The organism is Taibaiella lutea, assembly GCF_008629695.1.
Lineage (GTDB): Bacteria > Bacteroidota > Bacteroidia > Chitinophagales > Chitinophagaceae > Taibaiella > Taibaiella lutea.
Window position 1 is genome coordinate 268,678 of the sequence record NZ_VWSH01000001.1, and the last position, 17,310, is coordinate 285,987.

15 protein-coding genes are annotated in these 17,310 nt (G+C 39.1%); 10 read left to right on the plus strand and 5 right to left on the minus strand.

What is annotated here, in order from left to right; translation table 11 throughout:
- Window positions 1-41: 41 nt before the first annotated feature.
- From F0919_RS01165 to F0919_RS01175, 3 genes are all read right to left on the minus strand, one after another.
- The gene (locus F0919_RS01165) at window positions 42-701 is read right to left on the minus strand and encodes a succinate dehydrogenase cytochrome b subunit (RefSeq protein WP_150030880.1); all 660 of its coding nucleotides are present in this window, start codon (window positions 699-701) and stop codon (window positions 42-44) included.
- A 144-nt stretch (window positions 702-845) separates the two neighbouring features.
- The gene (locus F0919_RS01170) at window positions 846-1,787 is read right to left on the minus strand and encodes a hypothetical protein (protein WP_190277220.1); all 942 of its coding nucleotides are present in this window, start codon (window positions 1,785-1,787) and stop codon (window positions 846-848) included.
- A 67-nt stretch (window positions 1,788-1,854) separates the two neighbouring features.
- Complete coding sequence (locus F0919_RS01175) at window positions 1,855-2,343, minus strand: heavy-metal-associated domain-containing protein (RefSeq protein ID WP_190277222.1); 489 nt, start codon at window positions 2,341-2,343, stop codon at window positions 1,855-1,857.
- Between the two features lie 94 nt (window positions 2,344-2,437).
- Here F0919_RS01175 and F0919_RS01180 point away from each other — a divergent pair, with 94 nt between their 5' ends.
- Complete coding sequence (locus tag F0919_RS01180) at window positions 2,438-3,532, plus strand: DUF3810 family protein (RefSeq protein WP_150030883.1); 1,095 nt, start codon at window positions 2,438-2,440, stop codon at window positions 3,530-3,532.
- Window positions 3,533-3,550: 18 nt separating this feature from the next.
- Here F0919_RS01180 and F0919_RS01185 read toward each other — a convergent pair whose 3' ends face one another.
- Window positions 3,551-4,873 (minus strand): tetratricopeptide repeat protein, encoded by a 1,323-nt coding sequence (locus F0919_RS01185; protein WP_150030884.1) that lies wholly within the window; start codon window positions 4,871-4,873, stop codon window positions 3,551-3,553.
- Between the two features lie 282 nt (window positions 4,874-5,155).
- Here F0919_RS01185 and infA point away from each other — a divergent pair, with 282 nt between their 5' ends.
- The 7 genes from infA to rplQ all read left to right on the plus strand — a co-directional run bounded on the left by infA (window position 5,156) and on the right by rplQ (window position 9,048).
- Window positions 5,156-5,374, plus strand: coding sequence for a translation initiation factor IF-1 (gene infA / locus F0919_RS01190; protein WP_106524340.1), 219 nt, complete (start codon window positions 5,156-5,158; stop codon window positions 5,372-5,374).
- A gap of 31 nt (window positions 5,375-5,405) precedes the next feature.
- A complete protein-coding gene (rpmJ, locus tag F0919_RS01195; RefSeq protein ID WP_118950302.1) occupies window positions 5,406-5,522 on the plus strand; it encodes a 50S ribosomal protein L36 in 117 nt (38 codons plus the stop codon).
- 60 nt (window positions 5,523-5,582) lie between these two features.
- Window positions 5,583-5,963, plus strand: coding sequence for a 30S ribosomal protein S13 (gene rpsM / locus F0919_RS01200; protein WP_150030885.1), 381 nt, complete (start codon window positions 5,583-5,585; stop codon window positions 5,961-5,963).
- 150 nt (window positions 5,964-6,113) lie between these two features.
- Window positions 6,114-6,515 (plus strand): 30S ribosomal protein S11, encoded by a 402-nt coding sequence (gene rpsK, locus F0919_RS01205; RefSeq protein ID WP_150030886.1) that lies wholly within the window; start codon window positions 6,114-6,116, stop codon window positions 6,513-6,515.
- A 183-nt stretch (window positions 6,516-6,698) separates the two neighbouring features.
- A complete protein-coding gene (rpsD, locus tag F0919_RS01210; protein ID WP_150030887.1) occupies window positions 6,699-7,304 on the plus strand; it encodes a 30S ribosomal protein S4 in 606 nt (201 codons plus the stop codon).
- 80 nt (window positions 7,305-7,384) lie between these two features.
- Entirely contained in the window at window positions 7,385-8,380 is a 996-nt protein-coding gene (locus F0919_RS01215; protein WP_150030888.1) for a DNA-directed RNA polymerase subunit alpha, read from the plus strand.
- A gap of 146 nt (window positions 8,381-8,526) precedes the next feature.
- The gene (gene rplQ, locus F0919_RS01220) at window positions 8,527-9,048 is read left to right on the plus strand and encodes a 50S ribosomal protein L17 (RefSeq protein ID WP_150030889.1); all 522 of its coding nucleotides are present in this window, start codon (window positions 8,527-8,529) and stop codon (window positions 9,046-9,048) included.
- Between the two features lie 80 nt (window positions 9,049-9,128).
- Here rplQ and F0919_RS01225 read toward each other — a convergent pair whose 3' ends face one another.
- Window positions 9,129-9,674: a hypothetical protein gene (locus F0919_RS01225; RefSeq protein ID WP_150030890.1), complete on the minus strand. Its 546-nt coding sequence runs from the start codon at window positions 9,672-9,674 to the stop codon at window positions 9,129-9,131.
- Between the two features lie 392 nt (window positions 9,675-10,066).
- Between F0919_RS01225 and F0919_RS01230 the strand changes: the two genes are divergently transcribed.
- Together F0919_RS01230 and F0919_RS01235 are read left to right on the plus strand one after the other, a co-directional pair.
- Entirely contained in the window at window positions 10,067-15,718 is a 5,652-nt protein-coding gene (locus F0919_RS01230; RefSeq protein ID WP_150030891.1) for a HAMP domain-containing protein, read from the plus strand.
- A gap of 39 nt (window positions 15,719-15,757) precedes the next feature.
- Entirely contained in the window at window positions 15,758-16,978 is a 1,221-nt protein-coding gene (locus F0919_RS01235) for a hybrid sensor histidine kinase/response regulator (RefSeq protein ID WP_150030892.1), read from the plus strand.
- Window positions 16,979-17,310: the final 332 nt, after the last annotated feature.

Sequence of the window (17,310 nt, forward strand, 5' to 3'; positions counted from 1 at the left end):
AATATTCAGAATTTTGTTATTTATTTTTTACTGTTGACTTATTACACCCAATGCATGTAAAACGCAATCGGCATCATAATAAAAATGAAAGGAACAATGATTGAAAAAGCATAACCAATGCCGCGGATAATCGGCCTGTATTTGGAAGTACTTAAACCCAATGTCTGAAATGCGCTCCAAAAGCCGTGAAGCAGATGATATGCCAAAGCAATGCAACCCAGGATGTAAACAATTACGACCCAAAGTTCGCTGAATGTAGCCTGCATTTTATCATACAAAGAAATTTCTTCTCCGGTAGTGATTTGGTTATAGCGGTTAGGCCCCCAGAAGTGCCAAAGGTGTAAGACCAAAAACAATAAAATCAAAGTACCTAATAAGCCCATAGAACGGCTATACCATTTGCTGCTTTTATTGCCCGGGTTAATTTCATAACCAACAGGGCGCATTTTCTGATTCTGAAAAGTAAGCATCAAGCCTTGAACAATATGGAGGATAATGCCTGCGAACAAGCCAACTTCTGCAATATGCATTAAAAGGTTTGTACCTAAAAAGTGAGCAGCATCGTTAAATGATTCGACATTGATAAAAACCAAAGAGTTCACATAGCAATGCACACAAAGAAATGCAATTAAAGATACACCGGTGATACCCATAACAAGTTTTTTACCGATGGAAGATGTAAAGGCGTGTTTCCAATTCATAATGTAAGAAGGAAAAAATTGAATTGTAATTTTATTGTCATTTTTTCGGTGGCAAAGTTAATACCCAAATTCAACAATTGCTAACAATTTTTTAAAAAAATGTATCCTTATTGCGTCAAAAGCCCGATAGATAAAGCATTTAGCTCATCTTTTTTTATGAAAGAACAAATATTGCTGAATGCCAATGCAATAAACCGGATAAAGGCGCGCGTATGTTGTTCCTAACATGTGGAAAGTAGCAGCACAATCAATACGTAAATTGGAACGTATGATGAACTGAACACCAGGACTCATGTCAACAAAATAGTTGCCTTGCAGCGCCGGCGGATAACGTACAGACTCCAGATAATATTCATTGGCTTCGCCTACAAAAAGGTTGACTTTAGCTGTCTGATAAGCCTTGCCATGAAATTCAAGGTAAAGGTTCACATTCGTCTGATTGTAATCTTTATATTTTCGCGGCAACAATAAATAACCGAACGAAAGGCTGTAAGTAAGGGCTTTACCATATTGAATAGTAATGGGAACAGGCGGCAGGTTATCAATCGGGTCGGGAGAATCTCCGCTATTTTCAGATGGCAAAATGCCTCCGAATGTTCCGGACACTGCAAATTTATTTTTCAGGTAAGTACCGATAAGGCCAGCCCCTACCCCGGTATTGTCGCCATATTCCAAATCAGGCTCTGTTTCATGATGCGTAGTTTTCACAAGCGTCCCTTCCGCATAAGCAGCCATCCGCAAATGTTCGTTTTCTCCGTCTCTGGAAAAGAACCGGTATTTACCATACAGGTGAACTCCATTAAATTTATAAGGGTATTTAGCTCCTCTTTCCGGTGTGTTATGGAAAGGAAATTCAACGGGAAAATTTTCACCATGATGATTGGAAGTAATGCCTGTAAGATATACCGAAAACCTGGGCGTGACACCATACATCAATCGTAAGTAGGTCATGTTCCTGATTTTATCGACCTCTTTATATGTTTCGGAAAACAGCCGGATGCCTAACGCATTTTTAGGAATACTGCTCGCAGCTTCGCTCAAAGGGAAAAGCTCCTGAGCATTTGAATATTGCCCAAAGACGGTCAAAAGTAATATTGATATGAATATGTTTTTTTGCAAAAAGCTTGTTCTTTAAGTTATCATTTAATTTTCATCACGACGCCAATTTCAGGCTATAGACATGTCCTTTTGCCGGACTTTCATTTGTATTGCTTTCATTCTTTCCCGAAGAGAACATCTTTCCTAAGAAACGAAACTTTGCATTTGCAGATTGGATATTTTTTGCATCAGGAAATAAATACAAGTCATTGCCTATCGTAAATCCCTTTTCATGCATCTTCACCTTTTGCATGTCAATTTCAGCATCCAAAAATCTTACTGAAAATCCCGCATCCTTTACGGCTTTTGCAATCTTTAAAAAATCAATATCTGAACCTTCTTTGAATTGTAATGTTCCTTCTGTACTTGCAAGGTTCATGTTTACATTTTTCACAAAAGAAAGTTTACGTAATTGTATTTCAACACTGCGGCTGCATTGAGAACAAGTAAGCCCGTTAATGCCTACTTTAGCTGATAATACCTGAGCCTGACAATGATTGACCATCATCAATAATAACATTACATAAACAAATCTTTTGAACATAAGCCACGTCTTAGACTGTAAAGTTAAGTAATTTAGGTGTTGCAGTACATCGAAAAAGAATCCCGATTCATCATTAATCCTCGCTGCCGAAAGCATGCCCATTAAACAGAGTAAAGGTGTCGTTATAAGATTTGTAGCATTAATTACTTTAATTGTGCTTACCATTCTGTTGCAAACAGCTTTGCAAAATCACCCTGCTTTCCTGCGTTTTTACATTCGTAATATTTTCACTCCCCTACAGCAATTAAGGAGTTATTCATTTAATGTTCTGTCTTTCAGCATCGGCGATATTATTTATCTGCTATTGCTTTTATTACTCTTATTAATAACTATCAGGCTTATATTTTTTCTCTTTACCATCCGTAAAAACGGTTATGATTTTAAAGTAGAGCTGCTACGGTTTTTGCTTTTCCCTGTCATTGTTTATTTTTTGTTTCTATTGCTTTGGGGAGGTAATTATTCAAGACTACGCCTTTCAGCCCATTGGAATCTTGAAAGCCTCAAATGGGATAAAACAGCGCTTATTACACTCAATAATGAATTGGTGCAAAAAATGAATAGGGAACAGAATACGCCCATTGTTTATACCAATCTGGAAGGTACCAATAAAATTGCCAATGCACTCTATCATGCATGTTATAAGGATAAAATTGCACAGTTAAAGGTGAAGCCTACTTCTTTGGGCTATATGCTGAATTATATCGGCGTGCAGGGCTATTATAATCCGTTATCAGGGGAAGCACAATTCAACAGGTTTATCCCTCCTTTCATGCATCCTTTTGTAGTAAGTCATGAAATGGCGCATCAGACAGGCATTGCAGCAGAAGACGATGCCAATTTGCTGGCTTATGTTTTAGGTTCCGAAAGTAATATTCCAGAATTTCGTTACTCTGCCTATTTCAATATTTTCATTTATGCTTATGCAGATTTGAAAGAAAGAGATTCGGTTGCTGCAAAAAATGTCTATGCTCTACTCAATCAGCAAAGCCGTAATGACATGGATACTTTAAGGGCTATGAATAGAAAATACCGCAGCTCCTTCCGGAAATTCACTAACTCCATGTACGATGAGTATTTGAAAATGCATGGGCAGGAAGAAGGACTGAATACTTACAGTGATGTAACACGTTGGGTTTACTTCTGGGAACACAGCACACAAAAAAAGGCAGACCTGAATGTCTGCCCTTAAAAATTTGATTTCGAAAAACTATTCGGTCACTTCTTTTAATAATTTCCTTGTTTCTGCAAGCTTATCAGTTTGCTCTGTCCTTGCATAGATTTCTTTCAAACCTGTAAGCGAATTGACATATTCAGTCATTTGCTCTTTGGTAAGTTTGTCTTTTTTAGGAGAGAAAATATCTCTTGTTTTTTCCAGATAAGGCAATGCTTTTACAAATTCAGCATTTTTATCTTTATCCAATTGGTCATACTTAGCCTGATCTGCTTTTGAAGTACCCAATCCATTCATAACAGTTAGAATGCGGGAAGCATTATTATAATAATAGCTGCCCAGCTGGAAATTATAAGTGCCGTTATCCGGAGCCAGTTCCACTGCTTTTTTATAGGCAGCCTCTGCTTTGGCGCCATATTCAGCAGCTTTTGGATTAGAACTTCCGTCTTTAGGATATGCAATATTATAATTAAGGATTCCAAGGTTCATATATAAATCTGCATTCTTTGGATCTTTGTTAATGGCATCTTCCATTTTAGTGATTGCCTCATTTTGAGTTCCACTTGAAATGGCAAGATTTAAATCCAGCGCCTGAAGATTCTTGTCATTGGGAAATTTTGAAAGACCTTCGGCAATTGTAGCTGATTGATTGGCTTTATCTCCTTTTTTCTCGTACGCTTGCGCTAATACCAGATAGATACTTGGTTCTGAAAGATAAGCGCTGCTTTTTACCTGACTAAGATTTTTAACTGCTTCATCCAATTTTCCGTTAACATCAGCGCCTTGTTCATTAGAACTGTAATAAGCGTTGAAACCCATATACATAACAGCTTGGGCACGAATAGTATCTACAACAGGTACAGCTTGAAAACGTTTGTCCTTATCTTCTCCAAGTAACGTTTTACTTTGTTTGAATAAACCGTAAGCATCAGAATAATGACTTTGGTTATAAGTTTTCACACCATCATTAAATGAATGGAAAGCAGCATTTACTAATAAATTCACTACTTTTTCATCTGTGCTTAATTTAGGATTTAACTCTATCGCTTTATTCAATGCTGCTATACCTTCTTTATAAGGTTCATCAGCATTTAAGTTAGGATTTTCCTGCATACCAATATAAATACCTGCTTTTGTCAACCATGTTTCCGGTTTATCCTTCGTATCAGGATTAGTAACAGCCAGATCAATTGCCTCCTTAGCCTTTGCATACGAAATAGCAGCAAGGTCCGGACTCGCAGCAGCTGCGGTAGTAGCGGTTTCTAATTGTTTGGTTGCTTCTTTAAGTTTATCTTTTTGTGCAAATGCAGCAGCAGACATCATTATTCCGGCAGAAAGGAATAAGACTTTTTTATTCATAATAAGATGTTATTTTGAAATGAGCGGTAAAAATACTGTAAATATTCAAAGAAAATAATCTCCTAAACGGATAAGAATAAAAAACGTAAATTTGCCTCCCTGATTTAACGATTTCGTAATCTCAGGATGGTTTTGCTTTAGGAAGCAGTTAGATCAAAAACAAATTGTCATTAATTTTAATGCGATTAAAATTTAGGGAATATTTTGAATATTTATACCCTTGATGAATTTTTTTTTGGTATTCGAAATAATCTTCCTACTTTTGCAAACCTTTTGTAAAATATGGCAAAACAATCTCTGATAAAACAAGACGGAAATATAGTAGAAGCATTATCTAATGCTATGTTCCGTGTTCGTTTGGAAAATGGACATGAAATTTTAGCAACTATCTCCGGAAAAATGCGTATGCACTACATCCGCATACTGCCCGGCGATAAAGTTGGCGTAGAAATGAGTCCTTATGATTTATCGAGAGGCCGCATTATATATAGGTACAAGTAAGTTTATTTTAAATTTCAAATTTCAAATACAGATGAAAGTTCGTGCAGCCATCAAAAAGCGTAGCGCCGATTGTAAAATCGTTCGTCGCAAAGGCGTTTTATTCGTTATCAACAAAAAAAATCCTCGCTTTAAGCAACGTCAAGGATAATTCTTAACAGCGAAGCAGGAAACAAAGTAGTTTTCAAATCGTAAATAGTAAATACACAACATGGCTCGTATAGCTGGTATTGATCTTCCCAAAAACAAACGTGGCGAAATAGGCCTTACGTACATCTTTGGTATCGGACGTAGCACCGCTCGTTACATTTTAGACAAGTCTGAAATAGACTATAATAAAAAAGTAAACGAATGGAATGACGAAGAACAAACTGCAATTCGTAACATCATCAACGGAGAATTCAAAGTTGAAGGTCAATTACGTTCTGAAGTGCAAATGAACATCAAACGTTTGATGGATATTGCATGTTACCGCGGTCTTCGTCATCGTAAAGGATTGCCTTTACGTGGTCAACGTACTCGTACTAACAGTCGTACTCGTAAGGGTAAACGTAAAACGGTTGCTGGTAAGAAAAAAGCGCCAAAGAAGTAAAATTGATCTTGAGATACTCTATCTCAACTCAGTTTCAAGACAATTGCATTTTCACCGGAGCCTCCTTTTACTTCTTGGCACAGGTTAGGGACGATGCAGCTTAACCAAGGTTAAGTACATTTTTTAACAGACTACCTTTTTTTAAAGAAAATGGCAAAAGCAAAACAAGGCGCTAAAGTAGCAGCCAAAAAACGTGTAGCAAAAGTTGATACCCACGGTGACGTGCATATCAGTGCTACATTCAACAACATTATCATCAGCTTTACCAACAAGCAAGGACAAGTTATTTCCTGGTCTTCTGCAGGTAAAATGGGTTTCCGTGGTTCTAAAAAGAACACTCCATACGCTGCTCAGCAAGCAGCAGCAGATGCAGCAAAAGTTGCATTGGATGCGGGTATGAAAAAAGCGGACATATTTGTAAAAGGACCGGGTTCTGGTCGTGAAGGAGCTATCCGTTCTGTAGCTAACAGTGGTATCGAAGTAGTAACTATCAAAGATATTACTCCAATGCCTCACAATGGTTGCCGCCCTCCTAAGAAAAGAAGAGTATAATCTTATTATATTGGAAATGGTGTTTTAATTACCCGTTTCTGAACCTTATAGGTTTTTAAAACCTATAAGGTTTTATCCGTAAAAGGAAATTCAATTTTAAACAAGCTCCTCGTATCCGCTTTCCGACTTTTATATGAGACGCAGGAGCTATTCTAAATCAAAAGTCGATAATTAATACAAAAAATGGCACGTTACACAGGTCCAAAAAACAAAATCTGCCGTATCTTCGGTGAGCCTATCTTAGGTTCTGGTAAAAATCTTGGAAAAAACAGCAATCCTCCTGGTATGCATGGTGCAAACCGCAAGCGTAAACAAGCGAGTGAATATGCTATCCAATTGAAAGAAAAGCAAAAAGCAAAATTTACTTATTTAGTATTGGAACGCCAGTTCTTCAACACTTATGCTGAAGCAAGCCGCTTGAAAGGTTCTACAGGTGAAAACCTTATCAAACTTTTGGAAGCACGTTTGGACAATACAGTTTACCGTATGGGTATTGCGCCTACACGTAGCGCTGCACGTCAATTGGTATCTCATAAACACATTTTAGTTAATGGTCATTCAGTAAACATCCCTTCTTATTCTTTGAAACCGGGTGATGTAGTTGAATTGAAACCTAAATCTAAAGCTAATACTGCTGTTACAGGAAATGTACGCGGTAAAAATCCAAGCATCAGCTGGTTGGATTTCAGCGAAAAAGATATCAAAGGTGTATTCATGGCTTACCCTGAGCGTGAAAGCGTTCCTGAAAATATCAAGGAACAATTGATCGTTGAGTTGTACTCTAAATAATATCCAATGCCCTTTGCGGGCATTTGGCACTTTGTTTATATTTTTACAAAAATCTTTAAATACAAATTCAAAATTTCCACATGGCAATATTGAACTTTCAGAAACCGGATAAAATTGTGTTGCAAAAAGCAACTGACTTTGAAGCACAGTTTGAGTTTCGTCCTTTAGAACCAGGATATGGTGTTACCATTGGTAATGCACTACGTCGTGTTTTGCTTAACTCTTTAGAGGGTTATGCCATCACCGGAATCAAAATTTCCGGCGCTGACCACGAGTTTGCAACCATCAAAGGTGTTATCGAGGATGTTACCGAAATTATCCTGAACTTAAAGCAAGTTCGTTTGAAGAAGAATGGAGATGGTGACTTGAACCATGACAGAGTGGAACTAGTAATCAAAGGTAAAGAGCAATTTACTGCAGCAATGATTGGTGAAGCAACTCCTAACTTTGAGGTAATGAATCCTGAGCTTGTAATTTGCAACCTGGATTCAGCTGCTACCATGGAAATTGAACTTCATATCGGAAAAGGCCGCGGTTATGTGCCTTCCGAAGAAAATCAACCAAAAGACGCACCGGTTAGCTTCATCGCAATCGATTCGATCTTTACACCGATTAAAAATGTAAAATATACTATCGAAAATACCCGTGTTGAGCAACGTACAGACTACGAAAAACTTATCATGGAAGTTATTACAGATGGTACTATTCATCCTGAAGAAGCAGTTAAAGAAGCATCACGCATCTTGATTCAGCACTTAATGATTATCACCGACGAAAATATTTCGTTGGATGTTAAACGTGAAGAAAAAGAAGAAACTGTTGACGAAGGTATGTTGCAATTACGCAAAGTATTGAACACTCCATTGGAAGATCTTGAACTTTCAGTACGTGCGTTCAATTGTCTGAAAGCAGCTAAAATCAATTCTTTGAGCGAATTAGTTCAATACACTCAGGATGAGTTGATGAAATTCAGAAACTTTGGTCAGAAATCTTTAACTGAAATCGATCAGGTTCTTGGTGAACGTGGATTACATTTCGGTATGGATATCAGCCGCGTTAAAATGAGTGAAGAATAATATTTGTGAATGGTGAATTGTCAATAAAGAATATTTTCTATTGACAATTCACCATTCACTTTTTACCTTTTTTATTAACAGGCTTTAAATTAAAAGCCGCCATTGTGACCCTTGACACGGCACAATGTTTTAAAACAACAATCGTCATGCGTCACGGAGACAAAATCAACAATTTAGGCCGTACTACGGCACACAGAAAGGCATTGCTTTCTAACCTTGCTTGTCAATTAATTCAACACAAACGTATCACTACTACATTAGCCAAAGCAAAATCTTTGCGCGTTTATGTAGAGCCGATGATTACAAAGTCTAAAACAGACAGCGTAAACAACCGTCGTTTGGTATTTGCTAAATTGCAGGACAAAGAAGCTATCAAAGAATTGTTTGGTGCTATCAGCGACAAAGTTGCAAGCCGTCCGGGTGGTTATACCCGTATCATCAAGTTACAACACCGTATGGGTGATAACGCGGATATGGCAATGATTGAGTTGGTTGATTTCAACACTATCTACACTAAGGAAGCTAAAGTTGCAACTGCCAAGAAAACTCGTAGAAGCCGCGGTGGCGCTGCTAAAGCAACTGCTACAACTACAGAAGCTGCTGCGCCTGTTACAGAGGAAACTCCGGTTACAGAAACGCCTGCTGCTGAAGAAGGTGCTGCTGAATAATATTTAGTAGAAATCATTAAAGTAAAAACCCGAATTCTTACGAATTCGGGTTTTTACTTTTTAATCTGAAATATAGTCTATTACGGGATATGAACTTCGGGGTTTAAATAAAACAATGCCGGTTTGTTTTTATACTTACCGGGTTCCCATCTCGGCATATTTACAATAAGCTTTTCAATTGCCGGTTCCCACTTTAATCTGAGTAGTCTTGCATTACTCATATCATCAAAAATCAGTTCAAAATAAACCGGTTTTCCATATTCGTTTATTACCATCTTTTGAATGGTAAATGCAGGAATATCATTGTAATGGCTTTTAATAATAGTTTGAAGATATGCCTCTTCATTCTGACCATTGTATTGAAAAACAGGCGGTACGGTTTCTTTATAAGTACCATTATAAACCGGCTCATTGTTCATTCTTGTGATGGCCCCTTCTACCCTTTCTATCTTTATTATAGTCTCACCTGTTTCAACATCTATCACTTCAGTCGTATCTATCCTTGCATCAGTCCAATAAAATGCATTTCCATGATAAAGCAATGCATTTTCGTTTTGAGCCTTTGAATTTATGGAAAGAAATAAAAATGCAGCTAAAATAAAGCCGGAAGAAACAAATAGATTCATAATCAAAGTTTAAACGGCAAAATAACAATTGTTAGTGTATCGTTCAAATCAAATTCAATTTCTTTCAGCACGATTTTAAAAGGATAACCGGCTTGACTCCTACCGAATACAAAACCAGGTTTAGCCATTAATTCAAAAAGGAAATTACATTCATTAAAACTTACATTCAGGTGTATGCAGACATTTGATTATAGTATAACACTATTTAATTTTTTTTATGAAATTTACATAATAAAAATGTAAACACACTTGTAAATAAACCTATTAATCCTTTAAAATCAATTTATGAATTAACTTATATTTTAGTTAATTTTAGAAGTTCATCGTTTTCCTTTGCTCTAGGATAAAGTAAAAGAAGTAAATTAACAGCACCAATCAAAACCAGCCCCCAAATGGAAAATGACATTTTGGATAATATATCCGAATACCCCCCGGTTGCTAATGAATATCCTACCGAATCACTCGATTTAAAAGAGCTTTTAAAAGTTCTTTCCATGGTAAAAAATGGCAAGTTGAGTGTCCGCATGCCCGTCACGCAAGCAGGGATAAACGGGAAGATTTGTGAGGTACTTAATGATATTATTGACATGAGTGAGCGTTTTGTAGCTCAAATATCATCGGCAGAGAAGACAATCGGGCAAAAAGGTAATTTATCAAAAAGAATAGAACTGATAGATGCAAGAGGTGAATGGGCGAGCGGCATTAATTCTCTGAATAACCTCATCGAAGACCTTACATCTCCTACGCTTGAAATAGCAGGGATGATTAATTCTGTTGCCAATGGCGATCTTTCCAAACATATTCCTTTGGAAATCAACGGACATCCGCTAAAGGGTGAATTCCTCCGGATTGCAAAGGAATCCAACCAAATGCTTTCCAAGCTTCAGTTATTTTCAATGGAAGTAACGCGTGTAGCAAGGCAGGTAGGCTCAGAGGGCAAATTGGGGGAACAGGCCAAGATCAAAGGCGTGGCAGGTGTATGGGCTGAACTTACGGATTCAGTTAATCAGATGGCAGGTAATCTTACTGCTCAGGTGCGTAATGTAGCTGCCGTAACTACAGCCGTGGCAAAAGGTGACCTTTCGCGGAAAATTACGGTAGAAGCAAAAGGAGAAATCCTTGAACTTAAGAACACGATTAATACCATGGTGGATCAATTGAATTCTTTTTCATCTGAGGTAACCCGTGTAGCGTTAGAAGTTGGTACAGAAGGCAAGTTGGGAGGCCAGGCCAAAGTGCCCGGTGTTGCAGGGACATGGAAGGACTTGACGGATTCGGTAAACCGTATGGCCGGTAACCTGACATCGCAGGTACGGAATATAGCAGGTGTAACAACGGCGGTGGCAAATGGTGATCTTTCCAAGAAAATAACTGTGGATGTTAAAGGGGAAATGCTTGAATTGAAAAAGACCATTAATACAATGGTGGATCAGCTCAATTCGTTTGCATCGGAAGTAACACGTGTGGCGCTTGAAGTTGGTACGGAAGGTAAATTGGGCGGACAAGCCCGCGTAAAAGGTGTAGGTGGTGTTTGGAAGGATCTGACGGATTCTGTAAATCAGATGGGAAGTAATCTTACCGATCAGGTGCGAAACATCGCCGGGGTAACGACTGCGGTAGCAAAAGGTGACCTTTCCCGCAAGATTACGGTAGATGCAAAGGGTGAGTTGCTGGAATTAAAGAACACCATCAATACAATGGTGGATCAATTAAACTCCTTTTCCTCTGAAGTAACGCGTGTGGCGCGTGAAGTAGGCTCTGAAGGACAATTGGGCGGGCAGGCAAATGTACCTGGTGTTGGTGGAACATGGAAAGATTTGACGGATTCCGTAAACCAGATGGCAGGTAACTTAACCGGTCAGGTTAGAAATATAGCTGAAGTAACAACTGCCGTAGCAAAAGGCGATTTGTCGAAGAAAATCACCGTGGATGTACAAGGTGAGATGCTTGAATTAAAGATTACTATCAACACGATGGTGGATCAGCTTAATTCATTTGGTTCGGAAGTAACGCGTGTGGCCCGTGAGGTAGGCTCAGAAGGTCAATTAGGAGGGCAGGCAAATGTGCCGGGTGTAGGCGGAACCTGGAAAGATTTGACGGACTCCGTAAATAAAATGGCGGATAACCTTACATCACAGGTGCGTAATATAGCAGAAGTGACAACAGCCGTAGCAAAAGGCGACCTTTCAAGGAAAATTACGGTAAACGCCAAAGGCGAGTTGCTGGAACTGAAAGACACCATCAATACAATGGTGGATCAATTACGTGGCTTTGCATCAGAGGTAACACGTGTGGCGCGCGAGGTAGGTTCGGAAGGACAATTGGGTGGTCAGGCAAATGTACCCGGTGTAGATGGAACATGGAAGGATCTTACCGACTCTGTAAATAAAATGGCAGGTAACCTTACAGCTCAGCTTCGTAACATTGCGGATGTATCTATTGCTATTGCCAATGGCGATTTGTCTAAAAAAATCACTGTCGATGTAAGAGGTGAAATTCTGCAGCTTAAAGAAACCATTAATACGATGGTGGATCAGCTACGTGGCTTTGCATCTGAAGTAACACGCGTGGCACGGGAAGTAGGTACGGATGGTAATCTGGGCGGACAAGCTTTTGTGCCGGGTGTTGCAGGAACCTGGAAAGATTTGACAGACTCTGTAAACCAGATGTCCAGTAATCTTACTTCTCAGGTGCGCAATATTGCCGAAGTAACGAAAGCGGTGGCCAGCGGTGACCTTTCCAAAACAGTAATTATTGATGTGAAAGGCGAAATTATGGATCTGAAAAACACCATTAATACAATGGTGGATCAGTTGAACTCCTTTGCATCGGAAGTAACGCGCGTTGCACGGGAAGTAGGTACCGAAGGCAAGCTTGGCGGACAAGCGCACGTAAAAGGCGTTGCGGGTACATGGAAGGATCTGACAGATTCTGTGAACCAGATGGCATCTAACCTTACCGGACAGATTCGTGGTATTGCAAAAGTGGCCACAGGCATTGCCAAAGGCAATCTGAAGCAACGCTTATCCATTAATGCACTGGGAGAGGTTGCGCAATTGACGGACACTATTAATGAAATGATAGATACGCTTGCCGTATTTGCCGATGAAGTAACAACAGTAGCTCGTGAAGTAGGTGTGCAAGGCCGGTTAGGCGGACAGGCAAGCGTACCGGGCGCATCGGGAACCTGGAAAGATTTAACGGAAAATGTAAACCAATTAGCACAGAACCTCACCACACAGGTACGTTCCATATCTGAAGTGGCATCTGCGGTAACAAAAGGCGATCTAACCCGGACTATCCGTGTAGAAGCCAAAGGGGAACTGGAAGCATTGAAAGATACCATCAATCAGATGATTGCCAACCTGAAAGGAACTACGCTCAGGAACCATGAACAGGATTGGCTGAAGTCAAACCTTGCCAAGTTTGCACAGATGCTGCAAGGTCAGCGCGACAGGAATGCCGTTGCCAATAAGGTTTTGTCTGAATTGGCAGAACTGGTAAATGCACGTTACGGAGCTTTTTATATATTGGAGCAACCGGAAGCCGCAGATGAACCTAAGCTGAAACTCTTTGCAGGCTATGCACCGAGAAGCCGTAAAAATATCAATCAGGAATTCTCCCTGAGCGAAGGATTGGTGGGCCAATGTGCAACAGATAAAGAACAAATCAGATTGACCAATGTTCCGAATGAATATGTAAAGATTACTTCCGGCATTGGCAATGCAGCACCTATAGATTTAGTAATTCTGCCGGTGCTTTTTGAAAACAATGTAAAGGCGGTTATTGAACTGGCCTCCTTTGAAAGTTTCAGTGATACACATATCGACTTCCTCGATCAGCTGACAGAGAGTATCGGCATCGTATTGAATAATATTGAAACAAATACACGTACCGAGGAATTATTATCCCAATCGCAATCACTTGCCAGTGAACTTTCTTCACAACAGGAAGAATTGCGCAGGGCAAACGATGAATTGCATGATAAAGGCCGCTCATTGGAAGAAAAAGCAGAACAGCTTACTTTGACTTCAAAATATAAATCCGAGTTCCTTGCTAATATGTCTCATGAGCTGCGAACTCCTTTGAATAGCTTGCTTATATTAGCCCAACAGCTTTTTGAAAACCCTGAAGGCAATCTTACAGAAAAGCAAAGGATGTTTGCCAAAACCATTCATTCTTGTGGAGATGATCTGATTCAATTAATCAATGACATTCTTGATCTTTCCAAAATTGAGTCCGGTGTAATTGCCGCAGATGTTATGCCGGTTAGCTTTAAAGAGATTGCAGCATTTGCCGAAACGACATTTAAACCGATTTCAGAAGCAAAGAACCTGAAATTCGAAATTAAGTTACAGCCTGACCTTCCTGAATTAATGGAGACAGACATGCAGCGCCTGAATCAGATATTAAAGAACCTGCTTTCCAATGCTTTTAAATTTACGGAGAAAGGAAGCGTGAAGCTTCATATATTCAAACCTGCAGCCAATCATGAAAATCCATTGAACAATATTGATTCTGTTATTGCTTTCTCTATTGAAGATTCGGGTATCGGCATTTCAAAAAATACGCAGGGCATTATCTTTGAAGCCTTCCAACAGGCAGAAGGTTCTACAAGCCGGAAATATGGAGGTACAGGGTTGGGATTATCTATCAGTAAAGGATTTGCTGAATTGTTAGGCGGGACTATTACAGTTGGAAGCGAACTGGGAAAAGGAAGCACATTTACGCTTTATTTGCCTTTAAAATATAAGGAAGAGACAGCATCAACAATTAAAGTAAAAGAGGGCTACCCTACTCCTCACGGCCGCGTAAACCTTATTGATACCACTGATCAGGTTATAGATGACGACCGTCACAATATCACAGCAGAAGACCAGGTGCTGCTGGTTATAGAAGATGATCTCCGGTTCACAAAAATACTGATTGACAAAGCACACGACCATAATCTCAAAGTTGTGGTGGCCATCAGTTATCTCGATATTTTTGATAGCATCAATAAATACAATCCTATTGCCATAACACTGGATGTAAACATGCCGGAATCTAACGGATGGAAAATCATCAAGCTTATGAAAGCCGACATCAATCTGAGACACGTTCCCATACATGTAATTTCGGGAGAGGATAACAGAGCAATGGCAATCAAACACGGAGCAAAATCATTCAGCCTGAAACCATTATCGAATGCATCATTAGATGAATTGATTACCGGGATAGTGAGTTTTCATGCCCATAAAAAGCGCCGTGTGCTGGTAATAGAAGATAATGAAGAAGAGCTGCACAGGCTAACAGAACTGATTGCAAACGATGCAGTCGAAGTATTTGGTGCAACCACAGCAAAAAAAGCATTAGCTATCCTTAAAAAAGACATATTTGATTGCATTGTTCTGGACTATGTTTTGCCGGATGCAAACGGTATTGAACTTTTAAATAAGATCAATCTGATCAAGCATCCCCAGACTACTATTCTCCTTCACTCTGCACGTGACTTTACCCAGGATGAACTAATCATGCTGAAAAGGACTAACTATAAGATTATCCCTAAAACATCGACATCCCATATATCGATGCTGGAGGAAATATTGATTTTGCTCCATATCGATAAAAAATTCATCAGTGAAAGCAAACAACGGATGATTGACGGAATCAGGCAAAAAACCGATATACTCGAATCAAAAAGTGTGTTGGTCGTTGATGATGACGTAAGAAATCTTTTCGCCCTGACTGCTGTTTTTGAACGGTCGGATATTAAAGTCATTACTGCCGAAAGCGGACGTGAAGCATTGGAAATATTGGCAAAAGGCGAAGACATTGATATTGTTTTGATGGATATAATGATGCCGGAAATGGACGGGTATGAAACCATTCAGATGATTCGTAAAGAACAAAAAAACAAGAGTCTTCCGATTATAGCAGTAACGGCAAAAGCAATGGTTGGGGATCGGCAAAAATGTCTATCTTCGGGCGCATCTGATTATATAACCAAACCTGTAAAAACAGATCAGCTTTTGTCTTTAATGCGGGTATGGCTGATTGACTAATTCTCATTGTTAAGCTTACAATCCAGAAACGACATTCTAATGGGCAATAACAGTGCTATAAAGATACTTTTGATAGATGATAATGAGAACAATCTGATGTCAATGGAAGTGGCTTTGGAAAAGGAAGGATATATTTTTTCAAAAGCTACTTCCGGGCGCGAGGCGCTCAGGATTCTTTTGCACGAAGAAGATTTTTCGCTTATCCTGCTGGACGTTAAAATGCCTATTATGGACGGCTATGAAACGGCTGAGCTTATTTATCAGCGCGATAAGCTGAAACGGATACCGATTATATTTATCACTGCCCATGACTACGAAGAAGCTGCCATGTTCAAGGGGTACAGGGCCGGTGGCGTGGATTTTATAAGGAAACCATTTAACGCTGAACTGCTCAGGTCTAAAGTAGCAATCTTCGCTGAGCTTTATAATAAGAATCAGCTGTTGATGGTTCAGGAAGAAAAACTTCAGCGTGTTAACAGTGAACTCCTTGAATTAAACCAGGATCTGGAACAACGTGTAATAGCCAGAACTATAGAATTGGAAAACCTGAATCGCGAGCTTAAAGAACTTAATTTATCAAAAGATAAATTCCTCTCTGTTATATCACACGATCTCCGGAACCCGTTAACATCATTGCTTATTTCCGCAGAGCAACTAACGGAAAATGCTGAAAACTTAAAACCGGAACAAATCAAGATGTTTTCCGATATTATATACCGGACATCTACAAAAATATTGAATCAGCTGAACGACCTTGTTGAATGGGCAAAAAACCAGTGGGAAAAACAAGCGTTCAATAAGCAGAAACTACACCTCAGGCAGAGTATCAATGAATCATTGGAATTATTGAACGCAAATGCCTTACAAAAGGAAATAACGCTTGAAAATAACATTGAAGATGGAATATTTGTACACGCCGACTCCCTGATGCTTCGTTCCATTTTGCAAAACCTCATTACAAATGCAATCAAATTTACCCCTTTGGGCGGTGGCGCTATAAAGATAACAGCACAACCCCTTGATAACAGAATGGTTGAAGTTTGTATTCAGGATTTTGGCACCGGAATGTCGCAAAAAACAAAAGACATGCTGTTTGGTGAAATCAGAAAAACTTCGGCACCGGGTACCGACAAGGAAAAAGGTACAGGACTTGGACTGCTTTTAGTAAAAGATTTTGTGACCTTGCACGGAGGAACCGTTCAGGTTGAAAGTGAGCTTGAAAAAGGTACATGTTTCCGTTTTACCATACCGAAGATATAAGCCATACTCATTGATGGACAAAATCAGTTCAGCTACCCTACACATAATAGCCCTCCTTAAATATTAAGCATTAAATTCTTGTAATCGTTTTTTAAAGTATATGCATTTTGTGCAATGATTTAAGTACTGGACAGAAGTGGTCAGAATCCTGGTTGAAATTATTATTAATGCTCTCCAAAAGCAATCAGCTGCTTGAATATTGAAACTGGTAAAATTCCAAACTTTAACAACCTATATATACAAATTATTCCAACTGCAAATGTTTATGCATTTTCTTTTAACGATTAATACATTGCTATAAATAAAAATAACATAAATCAATATACCTAACA

Coding starts and splice junctions, on each gene's coding strand:
- F0919_RS01165 (WP_150030880.1), bottom strand. CDS start 701: ATGAATTGGAAACACGCCTTTACATCTTCCATCGGTAAAAAACTTGTT.
- F0919_RS01235 (WP_150030892.1), top strand. CDS start 15,758: ATGGGCAATAACAGTGCTATAAAGATACTTTTGATAGATGATAATGAG.
- rplQ (WP_150030889.1), top strand. CDS start 8,527: ATGCGTCACGGAGACAAAATCAACAATTTAGGCCGTACTACGGCACAC.
- F0919_RS01180 (WP_150030883.1), top strand. CDS start 2,438: ATGCCCATTAAACAGAGTAAAGGTGTCGTTATAAGATTTGTAGCATTA.
- rpsD (WP_150030887.1), top strand. CDS start 6,699: ATGGCACGTTACACAGGTCCAAAAAACAAAATCTGCCGTATCTTCGGT.
- rpsK (WP_150030886.1), top strand. CDS start 6,114: ATGGCAAAAGCAAAACAAGGCGCTAAAGTAGCAGCCAAAAAACGTGTA.
- F0919_RS01225 (WP_150030890.1), bottom strand. CDS start 9,674: ATGAATCTATTTGTTTCTTCCGGCTTTATTTTAGCTGCATTTTTATTT.
- rpmJ (WP_118950302.1), top strand. CDS start 5,406: ATGAAAGTTCGTGCAGCCATCAAAAAGCGTAGCGCCGATTGTAAAATC.
- infA (WP_106524340.1), top strand. CDS start 5,156: ATGGCAAAACAATCTCTGATAAAACAAGACGGAAATATAGTAGAAGCA.
- F0919_RS01230 (WP_150030891.1), top strand. CDS start 10,067: ATGGAAAATGACATTTTGGATAATATATCCGAATACCCCCCGGTTGCT.
- rpsM (WP_150030885.1), top strand. CDS start 5,583: ATGGCTCGTATAGCTGGTATTGATCTTCCCAAAAACAAACGTGGCGAA.
- F0919_RS01185 (WP_150030884.1), bottom strand. CDS start 4,873: ATGAATAAAAAAGTCTTATTCCTTTCTGCCGGAATAATGATGTCTGCT.
- F0919_RS01175 (WP_190277222.1), bottom strand. CDS start 2,343: ATGTTCAAAAGATTTGTTTATGTAATGTTATTATTGATGATGGTCAAT.
- F0919_RS01215 (WP_150030888.1), top strand. CDS start 7,385: ATGGCAATATTGAACTTTCAGAAACCGGATAAAATTGTGTTGCAAAAA.